The organism is Caulobacter sp. CCG-8, assembly GCF_037402475.1.
Taxonomy (GTDB): Bacteria; Pseudomonadota; Alphaproteobacteria; order Caulobacterales; family Caulobacteraceae; genus Caulobacter.
Genome location: NZ_JBBEUD010000002.1, coordinates 111724 through 128449, shown reverse-complemented (window position 1 = coordinate 128449; position 16726 = coordinate 111724). Strand labels below are relative to the sequence as shown.

15 protein-coding genes and 1 pseudogene are annotated in these 16726 nt (G+C 71.4%); 9 read left to right on the top strand and 7 right to left on the bottom strand.

Annotation, left to right across the window (positions count from 1 at the left end; translation table 11 throughout):
• Positions 1–678: 678 nt before the first annotated feature.
• Positions 679–960: a hypothetical protein gene (locus tag WAE60_RS02135; protein WP_156035778.1), complete on the top strand. Its 282-nt coding sequence runs from the start codon at positions 679–681 to the stop codon at positions 958–960.
• Between the two features lie 3 nt (positions 961–963).
• Here the strand turns inward: WAE60_RS02135 and tpiA are convergent, their stop codons facing one another.
• A complete protein-coding gene (tpiA, locus tag WAE60_RS02130; RefSeq protein ID WP_337684699.1) occupies positions 964–1725 on the bottom strand; it encodes a triose-phosphate isomerase in 762 nt (253 codons plus the stop codon).
• A 168-nt stretch (positions 1726–1893) separates the two neighbouring features.
• On the opposite strand from tpiA, the gene WAE60_RS02125 reads away from it, so the two are divergent.
• Both WAE60_RS02125 and trpE read left to right on the top strand, forming a co-directional pair.
• Entirely contained in the window at positions 1894–3867 is a 1974-nt protein-coding gene (locus tag WAE60_RS02125; RefSeq protein WP_337684697.1) for a peptidyl-prolyl cis-trans isomerase, read from the top strand.
• Positions 3864–5399 (top strand): anthranilate synthase component I, encoded by a 1536-nt coding sequence (trpE, locus tag WAE60_RS02120; protein WP_337684695.1) that lies wholly within the window; start codon positions 3864–3866, stop codon positions 5397–5399. Before WAE60_RS02125 ends, trpE begins: the two co-directional genes overlap by 4 nt.
• A 53-nt stretch (positions 5400–5452) precedes the next feature.
• Here trpE and WAE60_RS02115 read toward each other — a convergent pair whose 3' ends face one another.
• A complete protein-coding gene (locus WAE60_RS02115) occupies positions 5453–5662 on the bottom strand; it encodes a hypothetical protein (RefSeq protein WP_029913427.1) in 210 nt (69 codons plus the stop codon).
• Between the two features lie 161 nt (positions 5663–5823).
• Between WAE60_RS02115 and WAE60_RS02110 the strand changes: the two genes are divergently transcribed.
• Genes WAE60_RS02110 through WAE60_RS02095 form a run of 4 tightly spaced genes read left to right on the top strand, consistent with a single transcriptional unit; the run spans position 5824 to position 9564 of the window.
• A complete protein-coding gene (locus tag WAE60_RS02110) occupies positions 5824–6420 on the top strand; it encodes an aminodeoxychorismate/anthranilate synthase component II (protein ID WP_337684694.1) in 597 nt (198 codons plus the stop codon).
• A gap of 3 nt (positions 6421–6423) precedes the next feature.
• Positions 6424–7452: an anthranilate phosphoribosyltransferase gene (gene trpD, locus WAE60_RS02105; RefSeq protein ID WP_337684693.1), complete on the top strand. Its 1029-nt coding sequence runs from the start codon at positions 6424–6426 to the stop codon at positions 7450–7452.
• On the top strand, positions 7449–8237 hold the full coding sequence (gene trpC, locus WAE60_RS02100) for an indole-3-glycerol phosphate synthase TrpC (protein WP_337684691.1): 789 nt from the start codon (positions 7449–7451) through the stop codon (positions 8235–8237). Before trpD ends, trpC begins: the two co-directional genes overlap by 4 nt.
• A 4-nt stretch (positions 8238–8241) precedes the next feature.
• Positions 8242–9564, top strand: a complete 1323-nt coding sequence (locus tag WAE60_RS02095) for a serine hydrolase domain-containing protein (RefSeq protein WP_337684690.1) — start codon at positions 8242–8244, stop codon at positions 9562–9564.
• A 6-nt stretch (positions 9565–9570) separates the two neighbouring features.
• Here the strand turns inward: WAE60_RS02095 and WAE60_RS02090 are convergent, their stop codons facing one another.
• Together WAE60_RS02090 and WAE60_RS02085 are read right to left on the bottom strand one after the other, a co-directional pair.
• Positions 9571–10170, bottom strand: coding sequence for an isoprenylcysteine carboxylmethyltransferase family protein (locus tag WAE60_RS02090; protein ID WP_337684689.1), 600 nt, complete (start codon positions 10168–10170; stop codon positions 9571–9573).
• 89 nt (positions 10171–10259) lie between these two features.
• Positions 10260–12004 (bottom strand): annotated as a pseudogene (locus WAE60_RS02085) (amidohydrolase family protein).
• A 251-nt stretch (positions 12005–12255) separates the two neighbouring features.
• On the opposite strand from WAE60_RS02085, the gene lexA reads away from it, so the two are divergent.
• Positions 12256–12960 (top strand): transcriptional repressor LexA, encoded by a 705-nt coding sequence (gene lexA / locus WAE60_RS02080; protein ID WP_029913406.1) that lies wholly within the window; start codon positions 12256–12258, stop codon positions 12958–12960.
• A gap of 168 nt (positions 12961–13128) precedes the next feature.
• The gene (locus tag WAE60_RS02075; RefSeq protein WP_337684686.1) at positions 13129–13530 is read left to right on the top strand and encodes an energy transducer TonB; all 402 of its coding nucleotides are present in this window, start codon (positions 13129–13131) and stop codon (positions 13528–13530) included.
• A gap of 4 nt (positions 13531–13534) precedes the next feature.
• Here the strand turns inward: WAE60_RS02075 and WAE60_RS02070 are convergent, their stop codons facing one another.
• From WAE60_RS02070 to WAE60_RS02060, 3 genes are read right to left on the bottom strand one after another with little or no spacing between them, the layout of a single operon-like run.
• Positions 13535–13942: a GFA family protein gene (locus tag WAE60_RS02070; protein WP_337684684.1), complete on the bottom strand. Its 408-nt coding sequence runs from the start codon at positions 13940–13942 to the stop codon at positions 13535–13537.
• Between the two features lie 28 nt (positions 13943–13970).
• Positions 13971–14618, bottom strand: a complete 648-nt coding sequence (locus WAE60_RS02065; RefSeq protein ID WP_337684682.1) for a glutathione S-transferase family protein — start codon at positions 14616–14618, stop codon at positions 13971–13973.
• A gap of 2 nt (positions 14619–14620) precedes the next feature.
• The gene (locus tag WAE60_RS02060) at positions 14621–16663 is read right to left on the bottom strand and encodes a ComEC/Rec2 family competence protein (protein WP_337684679.1); all 2043 of its coding nucleotides are present in this window, start codon (positions 16661–16663) and stop codon (positions 14621–14623) included.
• Positions 16664–16726: the final 63 nt, after the last annotated feature.

Sequence of the window (16726 nt, the reverse complement as noted above, 5' to 3'; positions counted from 1 at the left end):
CCGATCCTCCGCCGCCTGGGTTTCGTCTTCACAGAAGAACCTGCCCAGGACCGCCGCGAAGGCGTCACTCAAGACCACCGGCGAGCGCTTCCCGCTCGTCCACCCCTGAGAGCCGTTCGGTCGCCGGCCGGACGCCCTTCCCGTGCTTTCAGGTGGGATCAGGATACGGGCGCCTGGAAGGGTGAGGATAAGTTCGGTCGAAAAAGTTCAGGGCGTTGAAAACGCTGAAGTCTGTTCGCTATCCGCCGAGGATAAGTCCGACCGGGGACATGCCCTTGCGGCGTGTCCCCAACCGCATGGCGCCGCGCGAGACCTGGGGACACGCCCAAGGGCATGTCCCCGTCAGCGGACGACTTGGGGGACACGCACTCACATCGCACGCCCCGCGAACCTGGCCGGCGCACCGCCCTGAGTGCATGTCCCCTCCGCGCAAGCACAACCCGTGGGAGCGCTAACAACCGAAAATCGATATGGCGACGCCAGCTTCACAACCTAAGGTGCGGGAAAAACGGCGGCCGAGACCAGGGTTTTCCCCGATCTCAAAAATCGGGAGATGGCGGAATATTGGGCTCCGGCGTTAGGAGTTGTACTATGTCGAGTTCCAAACACATCTCTGATCATCTCAAAGCGGTCCGTAAGATCGCTGTCGAAACCTCTCCAGAAGATGTCGCCGGAACGGTGGCGTTGGCGATCCAGCGGGTCCGGGTAACCCTGCAGAACCTCGCCCTTCTGGCCAACAAGACGCCCGACCTCGAAGCGGCCGCCCGCGACGTGGACGCCTGCCTCCCCGCGTTCGTGGGCGGCCAGTGGTCGGGGATCTTCTTCGGCGACGAGCTGCTGGACGCGCTGGACGCCTTCGAGGAGGCGCTGGACGCCGCCGGCCCCAGCGAGGTGGCCCGGCGGATCGGCGCCTGGTCGGCCCGGCCCGCGCCGCCCATGGCCGCCCAGCTCGCTCCCTAGGTCTTAAGCCGCCTCGATGATCGCCAGGAAGTCGGCCGCCTTCAGCGAGGCGCCGCCGACCAGGGCGCCGCCGACCTCGGGCGCCGCCAGGATTTCCCGCGCGTTGTCGGGCTTGACCGAGCCGCCGTAGAGGATCGGCACGGTCGCGCCGTGCTGGCCAAACCGTTCGACCAGCACGGCCCGCAGGGCCTCGTGGATGTGCTCAATGTCTTCCGGGGTCGGGGTGCGGCCGGTGCCGATCGCCCAGACCGGCTCGTAGGCCACGGCGAAGGCCTGACCCGCCAGGGCGGCCGGCAGCGACCCGCGGGCCATGCCCGTGACCACCGCCTCGGCCTGGCCGGCGTCGCGCTGGGCCAGGGTCTCGCCGAAGCAGACGATCGGCTCCAGGCCGGCGGCCAGGGCGGCCTCGACCTTGGCCGACACCAGGGCGTCGCTCTCCTTGTAGGCGGCGCGGCGTTCGGAATGGCCGAGAATCACCAAGGTGGCGCCGGCGTCGGCCAGCATCGCCGCCGAGATGTCGCCGGTATGGGGCCCCGCCGCGGCCGGATGGCAGTCCTGGCCGCCGACGATCACCGCCTCGCCCGCCATGGCCTCGGCCATCCGGCTCAGCAGGGTGGCCGCCGGGCAGATGGCCACCCGGGCGGCGGGCGGCTTGGCCGCCAGGGCCGCCGCCACCGCCCGCGCCTCGTCCAGCGAGGCCTCCAGCCCGAACATCTTCCAATTTCCGGCGATCAGCGGCCGGGGCGTCGTCAGCGAAAGGGTCATGGACCCGGTTTGGGACCCTTGGCGAGACGGAAGTCAAGACCGGTCGAACCCGCCGCCGCTTGCCCGGCGCCCCGCGGCTCTACTATACCCGCTGCTCGCGTCCGCTTCTTCGCTAGGGCCTTGGCCCTGCGGAGAACCCGCGATTTTCGAGGAAGGTTTCTCCCAGTCATGCTCGCCGGCTTCCGCTCCTTCGCCAAATCGCCGTTCGCGGTGGTCCTGTTTGGTCTGCTCATCGTCAGCTTCGCGGTGTTCGGCATCAGCGACGTGTTCCGCCATCCCCCCGGCAAGTGGGTGATCGCGGCCGGTTCGCGGAACATGAGCCCGGAGGACTTCAAGGCGCAGTTCGAGAACTTCCGGAAGCGCGAGCAGGCCCAGGGCCAGACGATCACGCCGGACATCGCCGTCCAGCAGGGCGTCGATCGCAAGATGCTGACCCAGTTGGCCCTGCAGGAATCCCTGGCCGAGCTGCTGCACAAGATGGGCGTGCGCGCGTCCGACAAGCTGGTGGCCGACACCCTGCGCGAGCAGCTGGCCGCCCTGCCCCCGGGCCAGCGTCCGTTCGACCCGATCACCGGCAAGTTCGACAACCAGCTGTACCAGCGCCTGCTGGCCCAGAACGACCTGACCCCGGCCCGCTTCGAAGCCTCGCTGCGCGACGACATCGCCCAGACCCACACCTTCAGCGCCGTCGCCGCCGGTCTGCGCGCGCCGCGCCTCTATTCGGCCCTGCAGGCCGCCTACGCCCTGGAAGGCCGCGACTTGGCCGCCTTCGCGATCAATCCGGCCACCGTCGAGAAGCCGGGCGCGCCGACCGACGCCCAGCTGCAGGCCTTCATGAAGGAGCACGCCGCCCAGCTGACCCGACCTGAGACCCGGGTCCTGTCGGTGGCCCGCTTCAGCGCCAAGGCCCTGGAGGCCACGGTGACCGTGCCCGAGGCCGAGATCGTCAAGACCTACAACTTCCGCAAGGACACCCTGGGCACGGCCGAGACCCGCTCGTTCGTCCAGATCCAGGCTCCCGACGCCAAGGCCGCCGCGACGATCGTCCAGCGCCTGACCAAGGGCGACGCGCCCGCCGCCATCGCGAGCGCCTACGGCAAGCAGCCGCTGGTGATCGACTCCAAGCCCAAGACCGCCCTGCCCGACCGCAAGGTGGCCGACGCCGTGTTCGCCCTGGCGGCCGGCCAGGTCAGCGCCCCGATCGCCGGCGAGTTCGGCCTCTCGGTGGTCAAGCTGGTCAAGATCAACCCCGCCACCACGCCCAGCCTGGAATCGCAGCGCCCCGCCATCGAGGCCGAGCTGAAGGCCCAGGCCGCCCAGGCCAAGGCCTATGAACAGACCCAGGCCTACCAGGACGCCCACGACGGCGGCGCCAACCTGATCGACGCGGCCACCAAGGCCGGCGCCTTCGTGCGGACCACCGCGCCGGTCGCCGCCACGGGCGTCGACCAGGGCGGTCAGCCCGACCCCGCCCTGACCCCGGACGCCCTGAAGACCGCCTTCGAACTGCCCGCCGGCGGCGAGAGCGAACTGATCGAGGCCGGCAAGGGCGAGTATTTCGCCGTCCGCGTCGAGAAGGTCATCCCGTCGGCCATGCCGCCGCTGGCCGAGGTCCGCGCGCCCCTGGCGCAGCAGTGGCAGCTGGACCAGCTGTTCCAGCGCATGAAGGCCAAGGCCGACGCGCTGAGCGAGCGGGTCAAGAAGGGCGAGTCGCTGGAGGCCGTCGCCGCCGCGTCCCAGACCCAGGTGCAGCGCGTCCCCAACATCACCCGCCAGAACGCCCGCCAGTTCCAGGGCCTGGGCCGCGACCTGCTGATCAGCACCTTCGGCGCCAAGCCGGGCCAGCCGTTCGTCGCCCGCGGCCCGCAGGGCGGCTACCTGGTCGCCATGGTCGAGAAGATCCACTCCGGTTCGCCCGAGCAGATGGCCCAGATCACCGAGGCCATGCGCCCGCAGGTCTCGCAGGGCCTGTTCCGCGCCATCGGCCAGTCGGCCCAGGACGCGGCCAAGACCGAGCTGAAGACCAAGGTCAACCTGACCCTGGCCCGCCAGGCGATCGGCGTCGACACCAGCGCCCTGCCCTCCGAGGACGGCAAGACTCCGGCGAAAAAGGAAAAGGCTCCTAAGGGTCTGGCTCAATGAGCCTGGAGCCCGCGCTCGACGCCTTTACCGCCGCCTACGAGTCCGGCCGCCCGCAGGTGGTCTGGACCCGGCTGATCGACGACCTGGAGACCCCGGTCTCGGCCTATCTGAAGATCGGCCACGGGCGGCCCTACGCCTTCCTGTTCGAGAGCGTCGAGGGCGGCGCCTGGCGCGGGCGCTATTCGATCGTGGCCATGAAGCCGGACCTGGTCTGGCGCTGTCGCGGCGACAAGGCCGAGATCGCCGAGGGCGACGACATCGCCGCCGGTCGCTTCACACCCCAGGCGGGCGGCGCGCTGGACAGCCTGCGCGACCTGATCGCCCGCTCGCGGATCGAGCTGCCGGCCGGCCTGCCGCCGCCGTCGGCCGGCGTGTTCGGGGCCCTGGGCTACGACATGGTCCGCCTGGCCGAGCGCCTTCCGGACGTCAACGAGGACACCCTGGGCCTGCCGGACGGGATCATGACCCGGCCGTCGATCGTGGCGGTATTCGACGCCATCGCCCAGGAGATCATCCTGGTCACCACCGCCCGGCCCCAGGCCGGGGTGTCGGCCGCCGACGCCTACGCCGCCGCCCAGGCGCGGATCGAAAGCGTGATGGCCGACCTGCGCGGCCCGCTGACCCAGTCGGCCCCGCGCCAGAGCCACGGCCAGGCCGAGTTCACCACCCCGGTCAGCCGGGCGGACTACGCCGAGGTGGTCGCGAAGGCCAAGGACTACATCCAGGCCGGCGACATCTTCCAGGTGGTGGCCAGCCACCGCTTCCGCGCGCCGTTCCCGCTGGAGCCGTTCGCCCTCTACCGCTCGCTGCGGCGGACCAATCCGTCGCCGTTCCTGTTCTTCCTGGAGCTGGACGGCTTCAACCTGGTCGGCTCGTCGCCGGAGATCCTGGTGCGGCTGCGCGACGGCAAGATCACCATCCGCCCGATCGCCGGCACCCGTCCGCGCGGCGCCACGCCCGAGCAGGACCTGGCGCTGGAGAAGGAGCTGCTGGCCGATCCCAAGGAGCGGTCCGAACACCTGATGCTGCTGGACCTGGGTCGCAACGACGTGGGCCGGGTGGCGATGCTCAAGCACGCCGGCAGCAACGATCCGGCGACCAAGGGCAAGAGCGCCAACGTCCGCGTCACCGACAGCTTCAAGATCGAGCGCTACAGCCACGTCATGCACATCGTCTCCAACGTCGAGGGCGACGCGCCCGAGGGCGTGGACCCGGTCGACGTGCTGATGGCCGCCCTGCCCGCCGGCACGCTCTCGGGCGCGCCCAAGGTGCGGGCCATGGAGATCATCGACGAGCTGGAGGTCGAGAAGCGCGGCATCGGCTACGCCGGGGCGGTGGGCTATATCGGCGCCGACGGCTCGGTCGACACCTGCATCGTGCTGCGCACGGCCCTGGTCAAGGACGGCATGATGTACGTCCAGGCGGGCGGCGGCATCGTGGCCGACAGCGATCCGGACGCCGAGTACGACGAGACCCTGCACAAGTCGCGGGCCCTCAAGCGCGCGGCCGAAGAGGCTTGGCGCTTCGCCTAGAATTGGGCGCTTCGCCTAGAATTGGGCGCTTCGCCTAGAATTGGGCGTTTCGCCTAGTTTCCGTCGAGGCGGTCGGACGGCAGGTGCTGGACGACCGCCGGCGGGGCCACCACCATCACCACCGCGAAGGTCACGGCGCTGAACGCCGCGAAGGCGGCGGCGGCCAGGACCGGTCCCATCTTCTGCCGGCGCATCGGCTTGCGCAGCAGAGCCCGGGCGTAGGCGATCGCGGCGGAATCGAGGGCGGAATCAGCGGGGTTCATGGCGTCAGCATGCCCCAGCCCCCAGATGAAGCAATGCGACGCTTTCGCGCTGCCCGGCGCGCTGGCCGGCCGGCTGAGCGTCCCCGCAGAAAAACTTGCCGCGAAGACCCTCACCTTTTCGGTGAAACCGGCTAGAAGGCTGAACCTGGAAAGGCGGCGTCATGATCCTGGTCATCGATAACTACGACAGCTTCACCTACAACCTCGTCCACTATCTGAACGAGCTGGGGGCCGACACCGTCGTGCATCGCAACGACGACCTGTCGGTGCAGGAAGCCCTGGGTCTGCGGCCGAACGCGGTCCTGCTGTCGCCCGGCCCCAAGGCCCCCGACCAGGCCGGCATCTGCCTGCCGCTGCTCCGCGGCGCGCCCGACGACCTGGCGATCCTGGGCGTGTGCCTCGGCCACCAGGCCATCGGCCAGGCCTACGGCGGTGACGTGATCCGCGCCAAGGAAGTGATGCACGGCAAGACCAGCAAGATCTTCCACAACGACCAGGGCGTGTTCAAAGGCCTGCCAAACCCGTTCATCGCCACGCGCTACCACAGCCTGGCGGTCGACAAGGCCACCCTGCCCGCCGACCTGGAGATCACCGCCTGGACCGAGGACGGCGAGATCATGGGCGTGCAGCACAAGACCCGCCCCGTCTACGGCGTGCAGTTCCACCCCGAGTCCATCGCCACCGAGGGCGGCCACCAACTGCTGGCCAACTTCCTGGACCTGGCCAAGGTCAAGCGCGACGCGGCGATCTGGGTCTAGCCGATGTCAGACGCCTTCAAGCCCCTGCTGGCCAAGCTGGCCGACGGCCAGACCCTCGACGAGGACGACGCCGAGATCTTCTTCGCCGCCTGCCTGCGCGGCGAACCCACCCCGGCCCAGGTGGCCGCGGCGGTCACCGCCATGCGCCTGCGCGGCGAGACCGTGGGCGAGATCACCGCCTGCGCCCGCGCCATGCGCCGCGCGGCCATCCACCTGGACCACCCCTATGACGTGGTCGACGTCTGCGGCACCGGCGGCGACGGCCTGCACACCCTGAACATCTCGACCGCCGTGGGCTTCGTCGCCGCCGGCGGCGGGCTGAAGGTGGCCAAGCACGGCAACCGGGCGATCACCAGCAAGTCCGGCACCGCCGACGTCCTGGCCGCCCTGGGCGTGAACATCGACGCCAGCCTGGCCCAGCAGCGCCATGCGCTGGACACGGCCGGCATCTGCTTCCTGTTCGCCCAGTCGCACCACGGGGCGATGAAGCACGTCTCGCCGATCCGCCAGCAGCTGGGCTTCCGCACGATCTTCAACCTGCTGGGTCCGCTGACCAATCCGGCCGGCGCCAAGCGCCAAGTCGTGGGCGTCTCGGCCCACCGCTTCGTCGAGCCCGTGGCCAAGGCCCTTGGCGCGCTGGGCGCGGAACGCGCCTGGTCGGTGCACGGGGCCGGCATGGACGAGCTGACCACCACCGGCGAGACCGAGGTCGCCGAATGGCGCGACGGGTCCCTGCGCCTGTTCACGATCACGCCGGAAGCCGTGGGCCTGCCCCGCGCCGCCCTGGCCGACATCACCGGCGGCGAGCCCGCCTACAACGCCGCCGCCCTGACCGCCCTGCTGGCCGGCCGCGAGGGTCCGTACCGCGACATCGTCATGCTCAACGCCGCCGCCGCCTTCCTGGTGGCCGACAAGGTCGAGACCCTGCGCGAAGGCGTGGAACTGGCCGGCGCGGTGCTGGACGACGGCCGCGCCGCCGCCGCCCTGGCCGGGCTGGTCGCCGCCACCAACAGTGAAACGCTTCCCGCATGACCGACATCCTCGCCAAGATCGCCGCCTACAAGCGCGAGGACGTCGCCGACCGTAAGCGCCGCCGCGCCTTCGCCCAGGTCGATTCCGCCGCCCGCGCCGCCAGCAGCCCGCGCGGCTTCAAGGCCGCCCTGGAGGCCACCCACGGCCCCGGCAAGCTGTCGCTGATCGCCGAGATCAAGAAGGCCTCGCCGTCCAAGGGGCTGATCCGCGCCGACTTCGACCCACCGGCCCTGGCCCGCGCCTACGCCGCCGGCGGCGCGGCCTGCCTGTCGGTCCTGACCGACGGCCCCAGCTTCCAGGGCGCCGACGGTTATCTGATCGACGCCCGCGCGGCCGTCGCCCTGCCCTGCATCCGCAAGGACTTCCTGGTCGATCCCTGGCAGGTGGCCGAGAGCCGCGCCCTGGGCGCCGACGCCATCCTGGTCATCCTGGCCATGATCGACGACGCCCTGGCCGCCGACCTGATGGCGGAAGCCGCGCGCCTGGGCATGGACGCCCTGGTCGAGGTGCACGACGAGGCCGAGATGGACCGCGCCGGCCAACTGGGCTCGACCCTGGTCGGGATCAACAACCGCGACCTCAAGAGCTTCGTGGTCGACCTGGCCGTCACCGAACGCCTGGCCGCCCAGGCCCCCAAGGACGCCCTGCTGGTCACCGAGAGCGGCCTGTTCGTCCACGACGACGTGGTGCGGATGGAGGCGGCCGGGGCCAAGGCCATGCTGGTCGGCGAGAGCCTGATGCGCCAGGCCGACGTGGCCGCCGCCACCCGAGCCCTGCTGGGATAGGGCGTTGAACGAATTCGATCCGATAGAGCTGGACGCCCGCAAAGGTCGGTTCTGGCGCGACTGGCGCGTGGTGCCGGGCCTGGCCGTCGTCGCCGTCGTCGGCCTGGCGGCGCTGATCCTGGCGACGCAGCACCGCGGGCGCGCGACCGAGCCGACGTCCGAGCCCGCCGTCGCGACCGCCGTCACCGCCCCGCCGACGCCCGCCGTCCTGCCCCTGAAGCCCGACGCGTGGCGCGGCCAGATCGATTACCGCGCCCTGGACGCCCGCATCCGGACGATGATGACCGACCGGTCCATGCAGGGCCTGGCCATCGCCGTGGTCGAGGACGGCCGCCTGTCGTTCGTGCAGGGCTACGGCTTCACCACGCCGGGCGACGGCGAGAAGGTGGGCGCCGACACCGTCTTCCGCTGGGCCTCGCTGTCCAAGACCGTGGCCGCCACGCTCAGCGCCCGCCTGGCGAACGAAGGGGCGTTCTCGCTGGACGACCCGCTGGGCAAGTTCGGCGTCAGCCTGCGCCTGCCGAACGACGCCCAGAACACCCTGACGGTCGAGCAGCTGCTGTCCCAGCGCACCGGCCTGCCCCGCAACGCCTATGACGGCTGGCTGGAGGGCGGACGCGATCCGAAGATGATCCGCGAAAGCCTGGCGGCCGTGCCCCTGCTGTGCCCGCCGGCCACCTGCCACAGCTACCAGAACATCGCCTACGACACGATCCGCGAGGTCGTGGAGGCCGCCACCCACCGATCCTACGCCGACGAGGCGCGCCAGCGGCTGTTCGCGCCGTTGGGCATGACCAGCGCGACCATCGGCCTGGACGGCCTGCGGGACGCGCCGCACTGGGCGCCGCCCTCGCGCTGGGGCCACACCGCGCCCCTGACCGACTTCTACTATCGGGTGCCCGCCGCGGCCGGGGTCAATTCCAACATCGTCGACCTGGCGCGGTGGATGCAGGCCCAGATGGGCCAGGCGCCCGCCGTCCTGCCCGCCGGGGTGCTGGCCGACATCCAGCGCCCGCGCGTCAACACCGGCCGCCCCTACGGCAACTCGCCGCTGGGCCGCTCGCTGCAGCATCCGGGCTACGGCCTGGGCATGCGCAGCTTCACCTACAAGGGCCACCGCCTGGTCGGCCACAGCGGGGCGGTGACCGGCTATCGCTCGACCATGATGTTCGACCCCGCCACCCGGACGGGCGTGGTGATGCTGTGGAACAGCGAGGCCAACCTGCCCTTCAAGCTCCAGGCCGAGGTCTTCGACCTGGCCTACCACCAACCGTTCCAGGACTGGCTGCAGCTGAAGGCCAAGGACCGGTCCGACCTGGCTCCCTGAGCCGGCCTACCAGATCAGCGGGATCAGCGCGGCCTTGCGTTTGCGATAGGCTAGATAGGCCTCGCCGAAGCGCGCGGTCATGGCCGCGTCCTCGACCCGGATCCGCTGGCCGAAGGCGATCAGGCCGGCGACCGCCAGGACCACGGCCGAAAGCCAGCTGCCCAGGCCCAGCCCGACGCCGACCAGGGTCAGCAGGCTGCCCAGATAGGCGGGGTTGCGGACGATCCGGTACGGACCCGAGGTGACCATCCGGTGGTCGTCGTGCAGATGCACCGTGCGCCGGAAGAAGGCCCCCAGCGTCAGGATCGCCCAGAGGCGCAGCACGAGCCCGCCCCAGATCAGGACGAGGGCCGCCAGCCGCGCCTCGGCCTTCCAGGCCGTCAGCCGGGCGAAGGCGGTGGAGGGCGTATAGGCCACGAAGAAGGCGACGAAGATCCCGGCGGCGATCACCGCCACCAGGGCCCGCAGGCTGCCCCGGTCGGCGTCTTGTCCGCTCGCGCCGCGCCGGTCGCGCAGCCAGACCCACACCTCGAACAGCGCGAAGGCCGCGTAGCTGACCCAGAAGGCGCGCGGCCAGCCCGCGTTCAACAGCCAGATCCGATCCATGCCCGCCCATCCGATGGTCGCCCAAGGCACTACAGGCAGGGCGGCGCGCGCGGTCAACCTCCGACTGATCTCCCGCGTCCCGACTCGCCCTATTCGGCCGCCAGGGCCGCAGGCGCCGCCCGCGCCCCGCGCACCAGGCGGCCGGGCAAGGCGCCGGTCGGTTCGCCGTCGCGCCGGGTGACCACCCCGCCCACGACGGTGGCGACATAACCGTGCGCCTTCTGGCTCAGGCGCCGCCCGCCGGCCGGCAGGTCGTAGGCCACGGCGGGCGCCTCCAGCCTCAGCCCCTCGTAGTCGATGACGTTGAGATCGGCCCGATAGCCGGGCGCGATCAGGCCCCGGTCCAGCAGACCCACGGCGACGGCGGTGTCGCGGGTCTGCATCGCCACCATGGTCTCCAGCGGGATGCGCGGCCCGCGCGTGCGCTCGCGCGTCCAGTGGACGAGGTTGCTGGTCGGGAAGCTGCCGTCGCAGATCATGCCCACATGGGCGCCGCCGTCGGACAGGCCCGGCACGGTGTCGCGATGCAGCAGCATGGCCAGGCTGGGGTCCAGCGATCCGTCGGCGTAGTTCAGGAACGGGTGATAGAGCATGCCGCGCCCGCCGTTCCGCAGCATGGCGTCCAACGCCACGGCGGCCGGGTCGCGTCCCTCCCGCGCCGCGATCGCCGCCACCGTCCGGTCGGCGGTCGGCTCGTAGTCGGGGACGGCGTCCATCGGGAAGAGGTTGTCCCAGGCGCGCAGCGCGCTGCCGGCGAACGGTCCCTTGGCGTCGCCGTCGTGGACCAGCAGCCGGGCGCGGAAGTCGGGATCGTCCAAGGCCGCGACCTTGTCGGCCAGGGACGCCCTGGCGATCTCGGCGAAGACCGGGTTCTGGCTGAACGGATTGAGGGTCAGCTCCAGGCCGAACAGCACGCCCACCGGCCGGCCGCAGACCTGGGCCTTCATCGGCAGGCCGGCGTCGACGGCCTCGGCCAGGCCCGCCAGCATCGCCTTCCAGCCCTCGGGCGACTTGGGCTCTGGACCAGCGAGAACGACAGCGGCCGCCCCGACCGCTCGACGATCCGCCGCAGCATGGCCAGCTCGGCCGGGCCGTCGGGGAAGAAGTCCGAGACCAGCTGCAGCACGCCCTTGCCGGCGGCGGCCAGGCCCAGTGCGATGCCGGTCAGCTCGTCCTCGCCCGCCGTCAGGGTGGGGGTCGGCTGGCCGTCGCTGGTGCGGTGGTTCAGCGTCCGCGAGGTGGAGAAGCCCAGGGCTCCCGCCTCGACCGCCCGCCGGGCGATGGCGGCCATGGCGGCGATGTCGCCGGGCGTCGCCGGCTCGCGATCGGCCCCGCGCTGGCCCATCACGAACACCCGCAGCGCCGCGTGCGGCAGCTGGGCGCCGATGTCGACGTCGAAGGCGCGGCCGGCCAGGAAGTCCAGATAGTCGGGAAAGCTCTCCCAGGCCCAGGGCAGGCCCTCGGTCAGCACCGGGAACGGGATGTCCTCGACGCCCTCCATCAGACGGATCAGCCGGTCGCGGTCCTCGGGACGGCAGGGCGCGAAGCCCACGCCGCAGTTGCCCATCACCACGGTGGTGACCCCATGCCCGGCGCTGGGCGTCATCGACGTGTCCCAGGTGGCCTGGCCGTCGTAGTGGGTGTGGATGTCGACGAAGCCCGGGGTGACCAGGCGGCCGCGCGCATCGATCTCCTCGCGGCCCGACGCCAGGCCCGGCCCGATCGCGGCGATCAGGCCGTCCCTGACCGCCACGTCGGCGACGAAGCCCGGGCCGCCGATCCCGTCCAGCACCGTCCCGCCGCGCAGGACCAGGTCGTAGGCGCGCTCGGCCATGGGTCGCGTCCTCCCGTGACTTATCGTTGTTCAGGAGGCTCCGCCTCGGGCGGCCGGCCGTCAAGCCGGGCAGGCCTCGATTCGGCCGGACCGCCGTCGAGCGTCACCAAGATCCCGGATCGGGGCCTGTATTTCCTAGCGTTTTCGCCCGCCGTTCCGGCGAACACCGTTAACTTGACATCAACGAAGAACACCTAGAGAACATTCGTAGAGGTTTGCGGTTTGTTCCGCGACGACTGGCGAGGCCGGACATGCTTACGCGCAAGCAGCACGAGCTGCTGATGTTCATCCACGAACGGATCAAGGAGACCGGCGTCTCCCCCTCCTTCGACGAGATGAAGGAGGCGCTGGACCTGGCGTCCAAGTCCGGCATCCACCGCCTGATCACCGCGCTCGAGGAACGCGGTTTCATCCGCCGCCTGGCCCACCGGGCCCGGGCGCTGGAAGTGGTCAAGCTGCCTCAGCAGGCGACGACGGCCTCCCCGCCCAAGGGACGGGGCGCCTTCAAGCCGCAGGTGGTCGAGGGCGGCGGGCAGGCCCCGTCGATCCCGGCCGCGCCGATCGCCGCCGACAACACCCGCGAGCTGCCGATCCTGGGCCGCATCGCCGCCGGCACCCCGATCGACGCCATCCAGCACGAACGCGAGCGCCTGCCGGTGCCCGAGACCATGCTGGGCGGCGGCGAGCACTACGTGCTGGAAGTCCAGGGCGACTCGATGATCGAGGCCGGCATCCTCGACGGCGACTATGTGATCATCAAGAAGGGCGACACGGCCAACAGCGGCGAGATCGTCGTGGCCCTGGTCGGCGAGGAAGCCACCCTCAAGCGCCTGCGCAAGAAGGGCGGCTCGATCGCCCTGGAAGCGGCCAACCCCAAGTACGAGACCCGCATCTTCGGCCCGGACCAGGTCGAGGTGCAGGGCAAGCTGGTGGGCCTGATCCGGCGCTATCACTAGGTTTCTGGTCCGCTCATCCCGGCGAACGCCGGGACCAAGATCGAAGGCGCTGAGTCTGGCTGACCGGACTCAGCGCTTTTTTGTTTTGGGTTCCAGATTGCGGGAGCGTGGTGGACGGCGATCCATGCTCAAGCTACCCAAGGACGACGTCACCTCAAGGAACACGCCTTGATCTTACCGTTCATCCTGGCCCTGCAGGCGACTCCGGCCGTCGCCGATTCGACCGCCTCGGCTTCACCCCAGGCCCCGCTCGGCGCGCAGGATGTGAAGATCAACACAGGCAAGTTCCGGGCTGATCAGTACTATCCCGACTACGCCCAGCGCATGGGCGTGTCCGATGTCGTGGAAACGACCTGCACGATCGGCCGGAAGGGCGCGTTGGAAGACTGCTTCCTCGGTTCGCCACGGACCAGCGGCTACGGTTTCGACCAGGCCGCGGCGAAGCTGCTGGACGCCTCAAGGGTCGCCGCCAGGGTCAAGTCGGGCGAATCGATCGAGGGACGCACGCTGCATCTGACGATCCGCTTCACGTCCCGCAGCTACAGCAGCTTCAGCGTGCGTTTCGAATAGCCCCTCAGGTCGGCATCCCCGCCGGCCGGTTCTCGACATATTGCGGCACGTTCAGCGGCGCCATCCACGGCTCGCGGCGCTTGACCCAGACCTCGTACTGCGGCGTGAACTGGCCGACCTCGTCCAGCCCGCCCAGGTGGATCTCGATCTCGTCGTCGTCCTGGTCGGTCGCCGTCCAGAACAGGGGCGAACCGCAGATCGGGCAGCCGTGCAGCAGGCCGTGCTCGGCGCCGGCCCAGACCTGGGTCCGTCCCTCGATCCGCACCTTGTCGGCGCGAAAGGCCGCGAAGGCGTTGCAGGGCGCGCCGTGGCGCTTGCGGCAGGTCAGGCAGTGGCACAGGCCCACCCGCAGCGGTCCGCCGCTGGCCACATAGCGCACCGCCCCGCAGGCGCAGCCGCCCTGTCGTTCCATGATCGCCTCCGTCGTTCGCCCACAAGGCTCAGAACGCCAACCGCCCCTTCAGGTCCCCGAACGGGACCATCACGTGCTCGCGATAGGCCGCCCGCGCCTTCAGCCGCTCGAACCAGGCCGCCAGGCGCGGAAGGTCCGGCCGGTCGATCTCCAGCTCGAAATATCGATAGAGATGGGTCCCGATGGCGATGTCGGCCAGGGACAGGGTCTCGCCGCCGACGAAGGGACGATCCGCCAGCAGACGATCGACGTGAGCCAGGCAGGCGACCGTCCGGTCCAGGGCCCGCGCCACGGCCCCGACGTCGCGCTGGGCCTCCGGCGTGCGGTATCCGCCCCAGAACAGGCCGGTGAGGAAGGCCGGCTGCAGCGCCGTCTGCGCCCAGTCCATCCAGCCGTCGATCGGCGCCCGGACGGCGGGATCGGCGGCCCAGAAGCGGTCCGCGCCATGGACGGCCGCCAGGTAGCGCAGGATGGCGTGGGACTCCCAGACCACCACCCCGCCGTCGTCGATCACCGGCACCTTGCCGTGCGGGTTCAGCGCCCGGAACGCCGGATCGTCCAGCCCGCCGAAGTCGCCGCCGGCCGGAACATGCGTGTGCGGAAGGTCCAGTTCGCCGACGAGCCACAGCACCTTCTGGACATTGGCCGAGCTGCGCCGTCCCCACACTTTCAGCATGGCTATCCCCTCGCCGCGCCGCTCCAGGGGCGGACGCCCCGCAGCGGCTGGGCCCAGACGATCCACCATTCGTCGCCGCGCCGATAGAGCTCGGCCGCGCCGCCGGCCGCGAAGTCGTCGGCGTCGAGCACGATCCGGTCGCGGCAGGCCGGCGGCACGGCCGCCGCGGCGCCGCGCAGGACGACGATCTCGGCCTGGCCGCACATCGCCGCCAGGTCGGTGAAGTCCGGCGCCGTCTTGCTCCATGACAAGGCCAGGGCCACGGGGGCTCGAGCGGTCGGGGCGCAGGACCGGCGGTCGCAGGCGTAGAGCAGGCTGGGCGCGGCGCTCTCCGGCACGACCAGGCCCCGGCGGCGGCCCCACAGCTCGGCTCCGAACCGGCGGGCGTCGGGCCGCAGCAGCACCGCCTCTCCGCCCTGGCGCACGGCCGCCGTGCTGCCGTCCGGCGCGATCCAGACGTCGGGCGGGGTCGGACGCGGCCAGAGGGCCACCGCCAGGGCCAGGGGCGCGCCCAGCCAGCGCAGGCGTCCCCGCCACAGGCACAGCAGCATCAGCCCCACGAACGCCAGGGCCAGGGTGAAGGGCGGCCCGCTGGCCACCACGTGCTGGGCCCCGCCGAGGCCGGCGAAGGCCTGGGCGATCCCCATCATCGCGGCGATGCCCCAGCCGGCCACGGCCAGGAACGGCGCGCCCAGGCCGAAGGGCTCCAGGGCCGCGCCCAGGGCCAGGAACGGCATGATCACGAACGACGACAGCGGCGCCACCGCCAGGTTCGCCGGCAGGCCCCAGACGGCCACGCGGTTGAAGTGCTGCATGGCGAACGGCCCGGTGGCCATGCCCGCCACGAAGCTGGCCCCGACGCTGACCGCCAGCCAGCTCGCCCCGCCCTGGATGGCCCGGATCCACCAGGGCGTGGAGATCTCGCGCACCGAACGCGGCCAGGCCTCGGCCAGGGCCACCAGGGCGGCGGTGGCGGCGAACGACATCTGGAAGCCCGGCGCGCCCGCCGACTCCGGCTGGACCAGCAGGATGACCAGGGCCGCGATCGCCAGGCCGTGCAAGGTGATGGCCTGGCGGTCGAAGAGGATGGCGGCGAAGGCCACGGTAGCGGTGATCGCCGCCCGCAGGGCCGGCGGCGGCGCGCCGGACACCGCCAGATAGGTCCCGACCGCCGCCAACCCCGCCAGGGCCGCGACCTTCTTGCCGGGGACCCGCAGCGCCGCCCACGGCCAGGCGGCGATCAGCAGGCGCACCAGGCCGAAGGCGAAGCCGCCGACGATGGCCATGTGCAGGCCCGAGATCGACAGGATGTGGGCCAGGCCCGAGGCGCGCATGGCGTCGGTCTGGTCCTGGGTGATCCAGGCCTCGTGACCGGTGACCATGGCGGCGGCGATCCCGCCGCGCTCGACGCCCATGTCCCGGACGATCCGGCTGGCCAGCCGCCAGCGCAGCGCGTTGACGGCCATGGCCGTGCGCAGCCGCCAGGGCGGCGGGTCCAGCGCCACGGGCCGCGTCTGGCCGATCGCGAACCCGACCCCGCCCACGCCGTGGAACCAGGCGTCGCGGGCGAAATCGTAGGCCCCGGGCGCGGCCGGCGGCGGCGGCGGTCCCAGCATCGCCCGCAGACGGATCGCCTGGCCCGCCGCGACGATGTCCTCGGCCTCGACGGTCACCCGCACCCGCTTGGGCGTGTCCTCGGGCGCCAGGCCGCTGATCGAGACCGGGGCGATCAGCAGGCGCGGCCCGCCGGCGCCCGGGCTGACCACGTCGACCACGAAGCCGTCGAGGGTCATCACCGCCCGCTCGCCCGAAAGGATCGGCGCGGCGACGGCGTGGGAGCGGACCTTCCCCGCCAGCGCCCCGGCCGCCAGCAGCGTCGCCAGCGCCAGGAAGACCGGCAAACCGCGCGTCGCGCGACGGCCGATCAGCCCCGCCAGGACGGCCAGGCCCAGGGTCGCGCCAACGAGCAGCGCCCACGACGGCTCGGCCTTCAGCTCCAGATAGCCGGCCGCCCCCAGGCCGAACGCCACGGGCGCCCACAGCATCCAGCGCTCGCGATTGGGGGCGATCTCGGAGATCAGCGAGCGTGTTACCGCTCCCAGGCTAGG

Coding starts and splice junctions, on each gene's coding strand:
- WAE60_RS02065 (WP_337684682.1), bottom strand. CDS start 14,618: ATGCTGAAAGTGTGGGGACGGCGCAGCTCGGCCAATGTCCAGAAGGTG.
- WAE60_RS02125 (WP_337684697.1), top strand. CDS start 1,894: ATGCTCGCCGGCTTCCGCTCCTTCGCCAAATCGCCGTTCGCGGTGGTC.
- WAE60_RS02070 (WP_337684684.1), bottom strand. CDS start 13,942: ATGGAACGACAGGGCGGCTGCGCCTGCGGGGCGGTGCGCTATGTGGCC.
- WAE60_RS02060 (WP_337684679.1), bottom strand. CDS start 16,663: ATGCTGTGGGCGCCCGTGGCGTTCGGCCTGGGGGCGGCCGGCTATCTG.
- trpC (WP_337684691.1), top strand. CDS start 7,449: ATGACCGACATCCTCGCCAAGATCGCCGCCTACAAGCGCGAGGACGTC.
- lexA (WP_029913406.1), top strand. CDS start 12,256: ATGCTTACGCGCAAGCAGCACGAGCTGCTGATGTTCATCCACGAACGG.
- trpD (WP_337684693.1), top strand. CDS start 6,424: ATGTCAGACGCCTTCAAGCCCCTGCTGGCCAAGCTGGCCGACGGCCAG.
- tpiA (WP_337684699.1), bottom strand. CDS start 1,725: ATGACCCTTTCGCTGACGACGCCCCGGCCGCTGATCGCCGGAAATTGG.
- WAE60_RS02090 (WP_337684689.1), bottom strand. CDS start 10,170: ATGGATCGGATCTGGCTGTTGAACGCGGGCTGGCCGCGCGCCTTCTGG.
- WAE60_RS02115 (WP_029913427.1), bottom strand. CDS start 5,662: ATGAACCCCGCTGATTCCGCCCTCGATTCCGCCGCGATCGCCTACGCC.
- trpE (WP_337684695.1), top strand. CDS start 3,864: ATGAGCCTGGAGCCCGCGCTCGACGCCTTTACCGCCGCCTACGAGTCC.
- WAE60_RS02110 (WP_337684694.1), top strand. CDS start 5,824: ATGATCCTGGTCATCGATAACTACGACAGCTTCACCTACAACCTCGTC.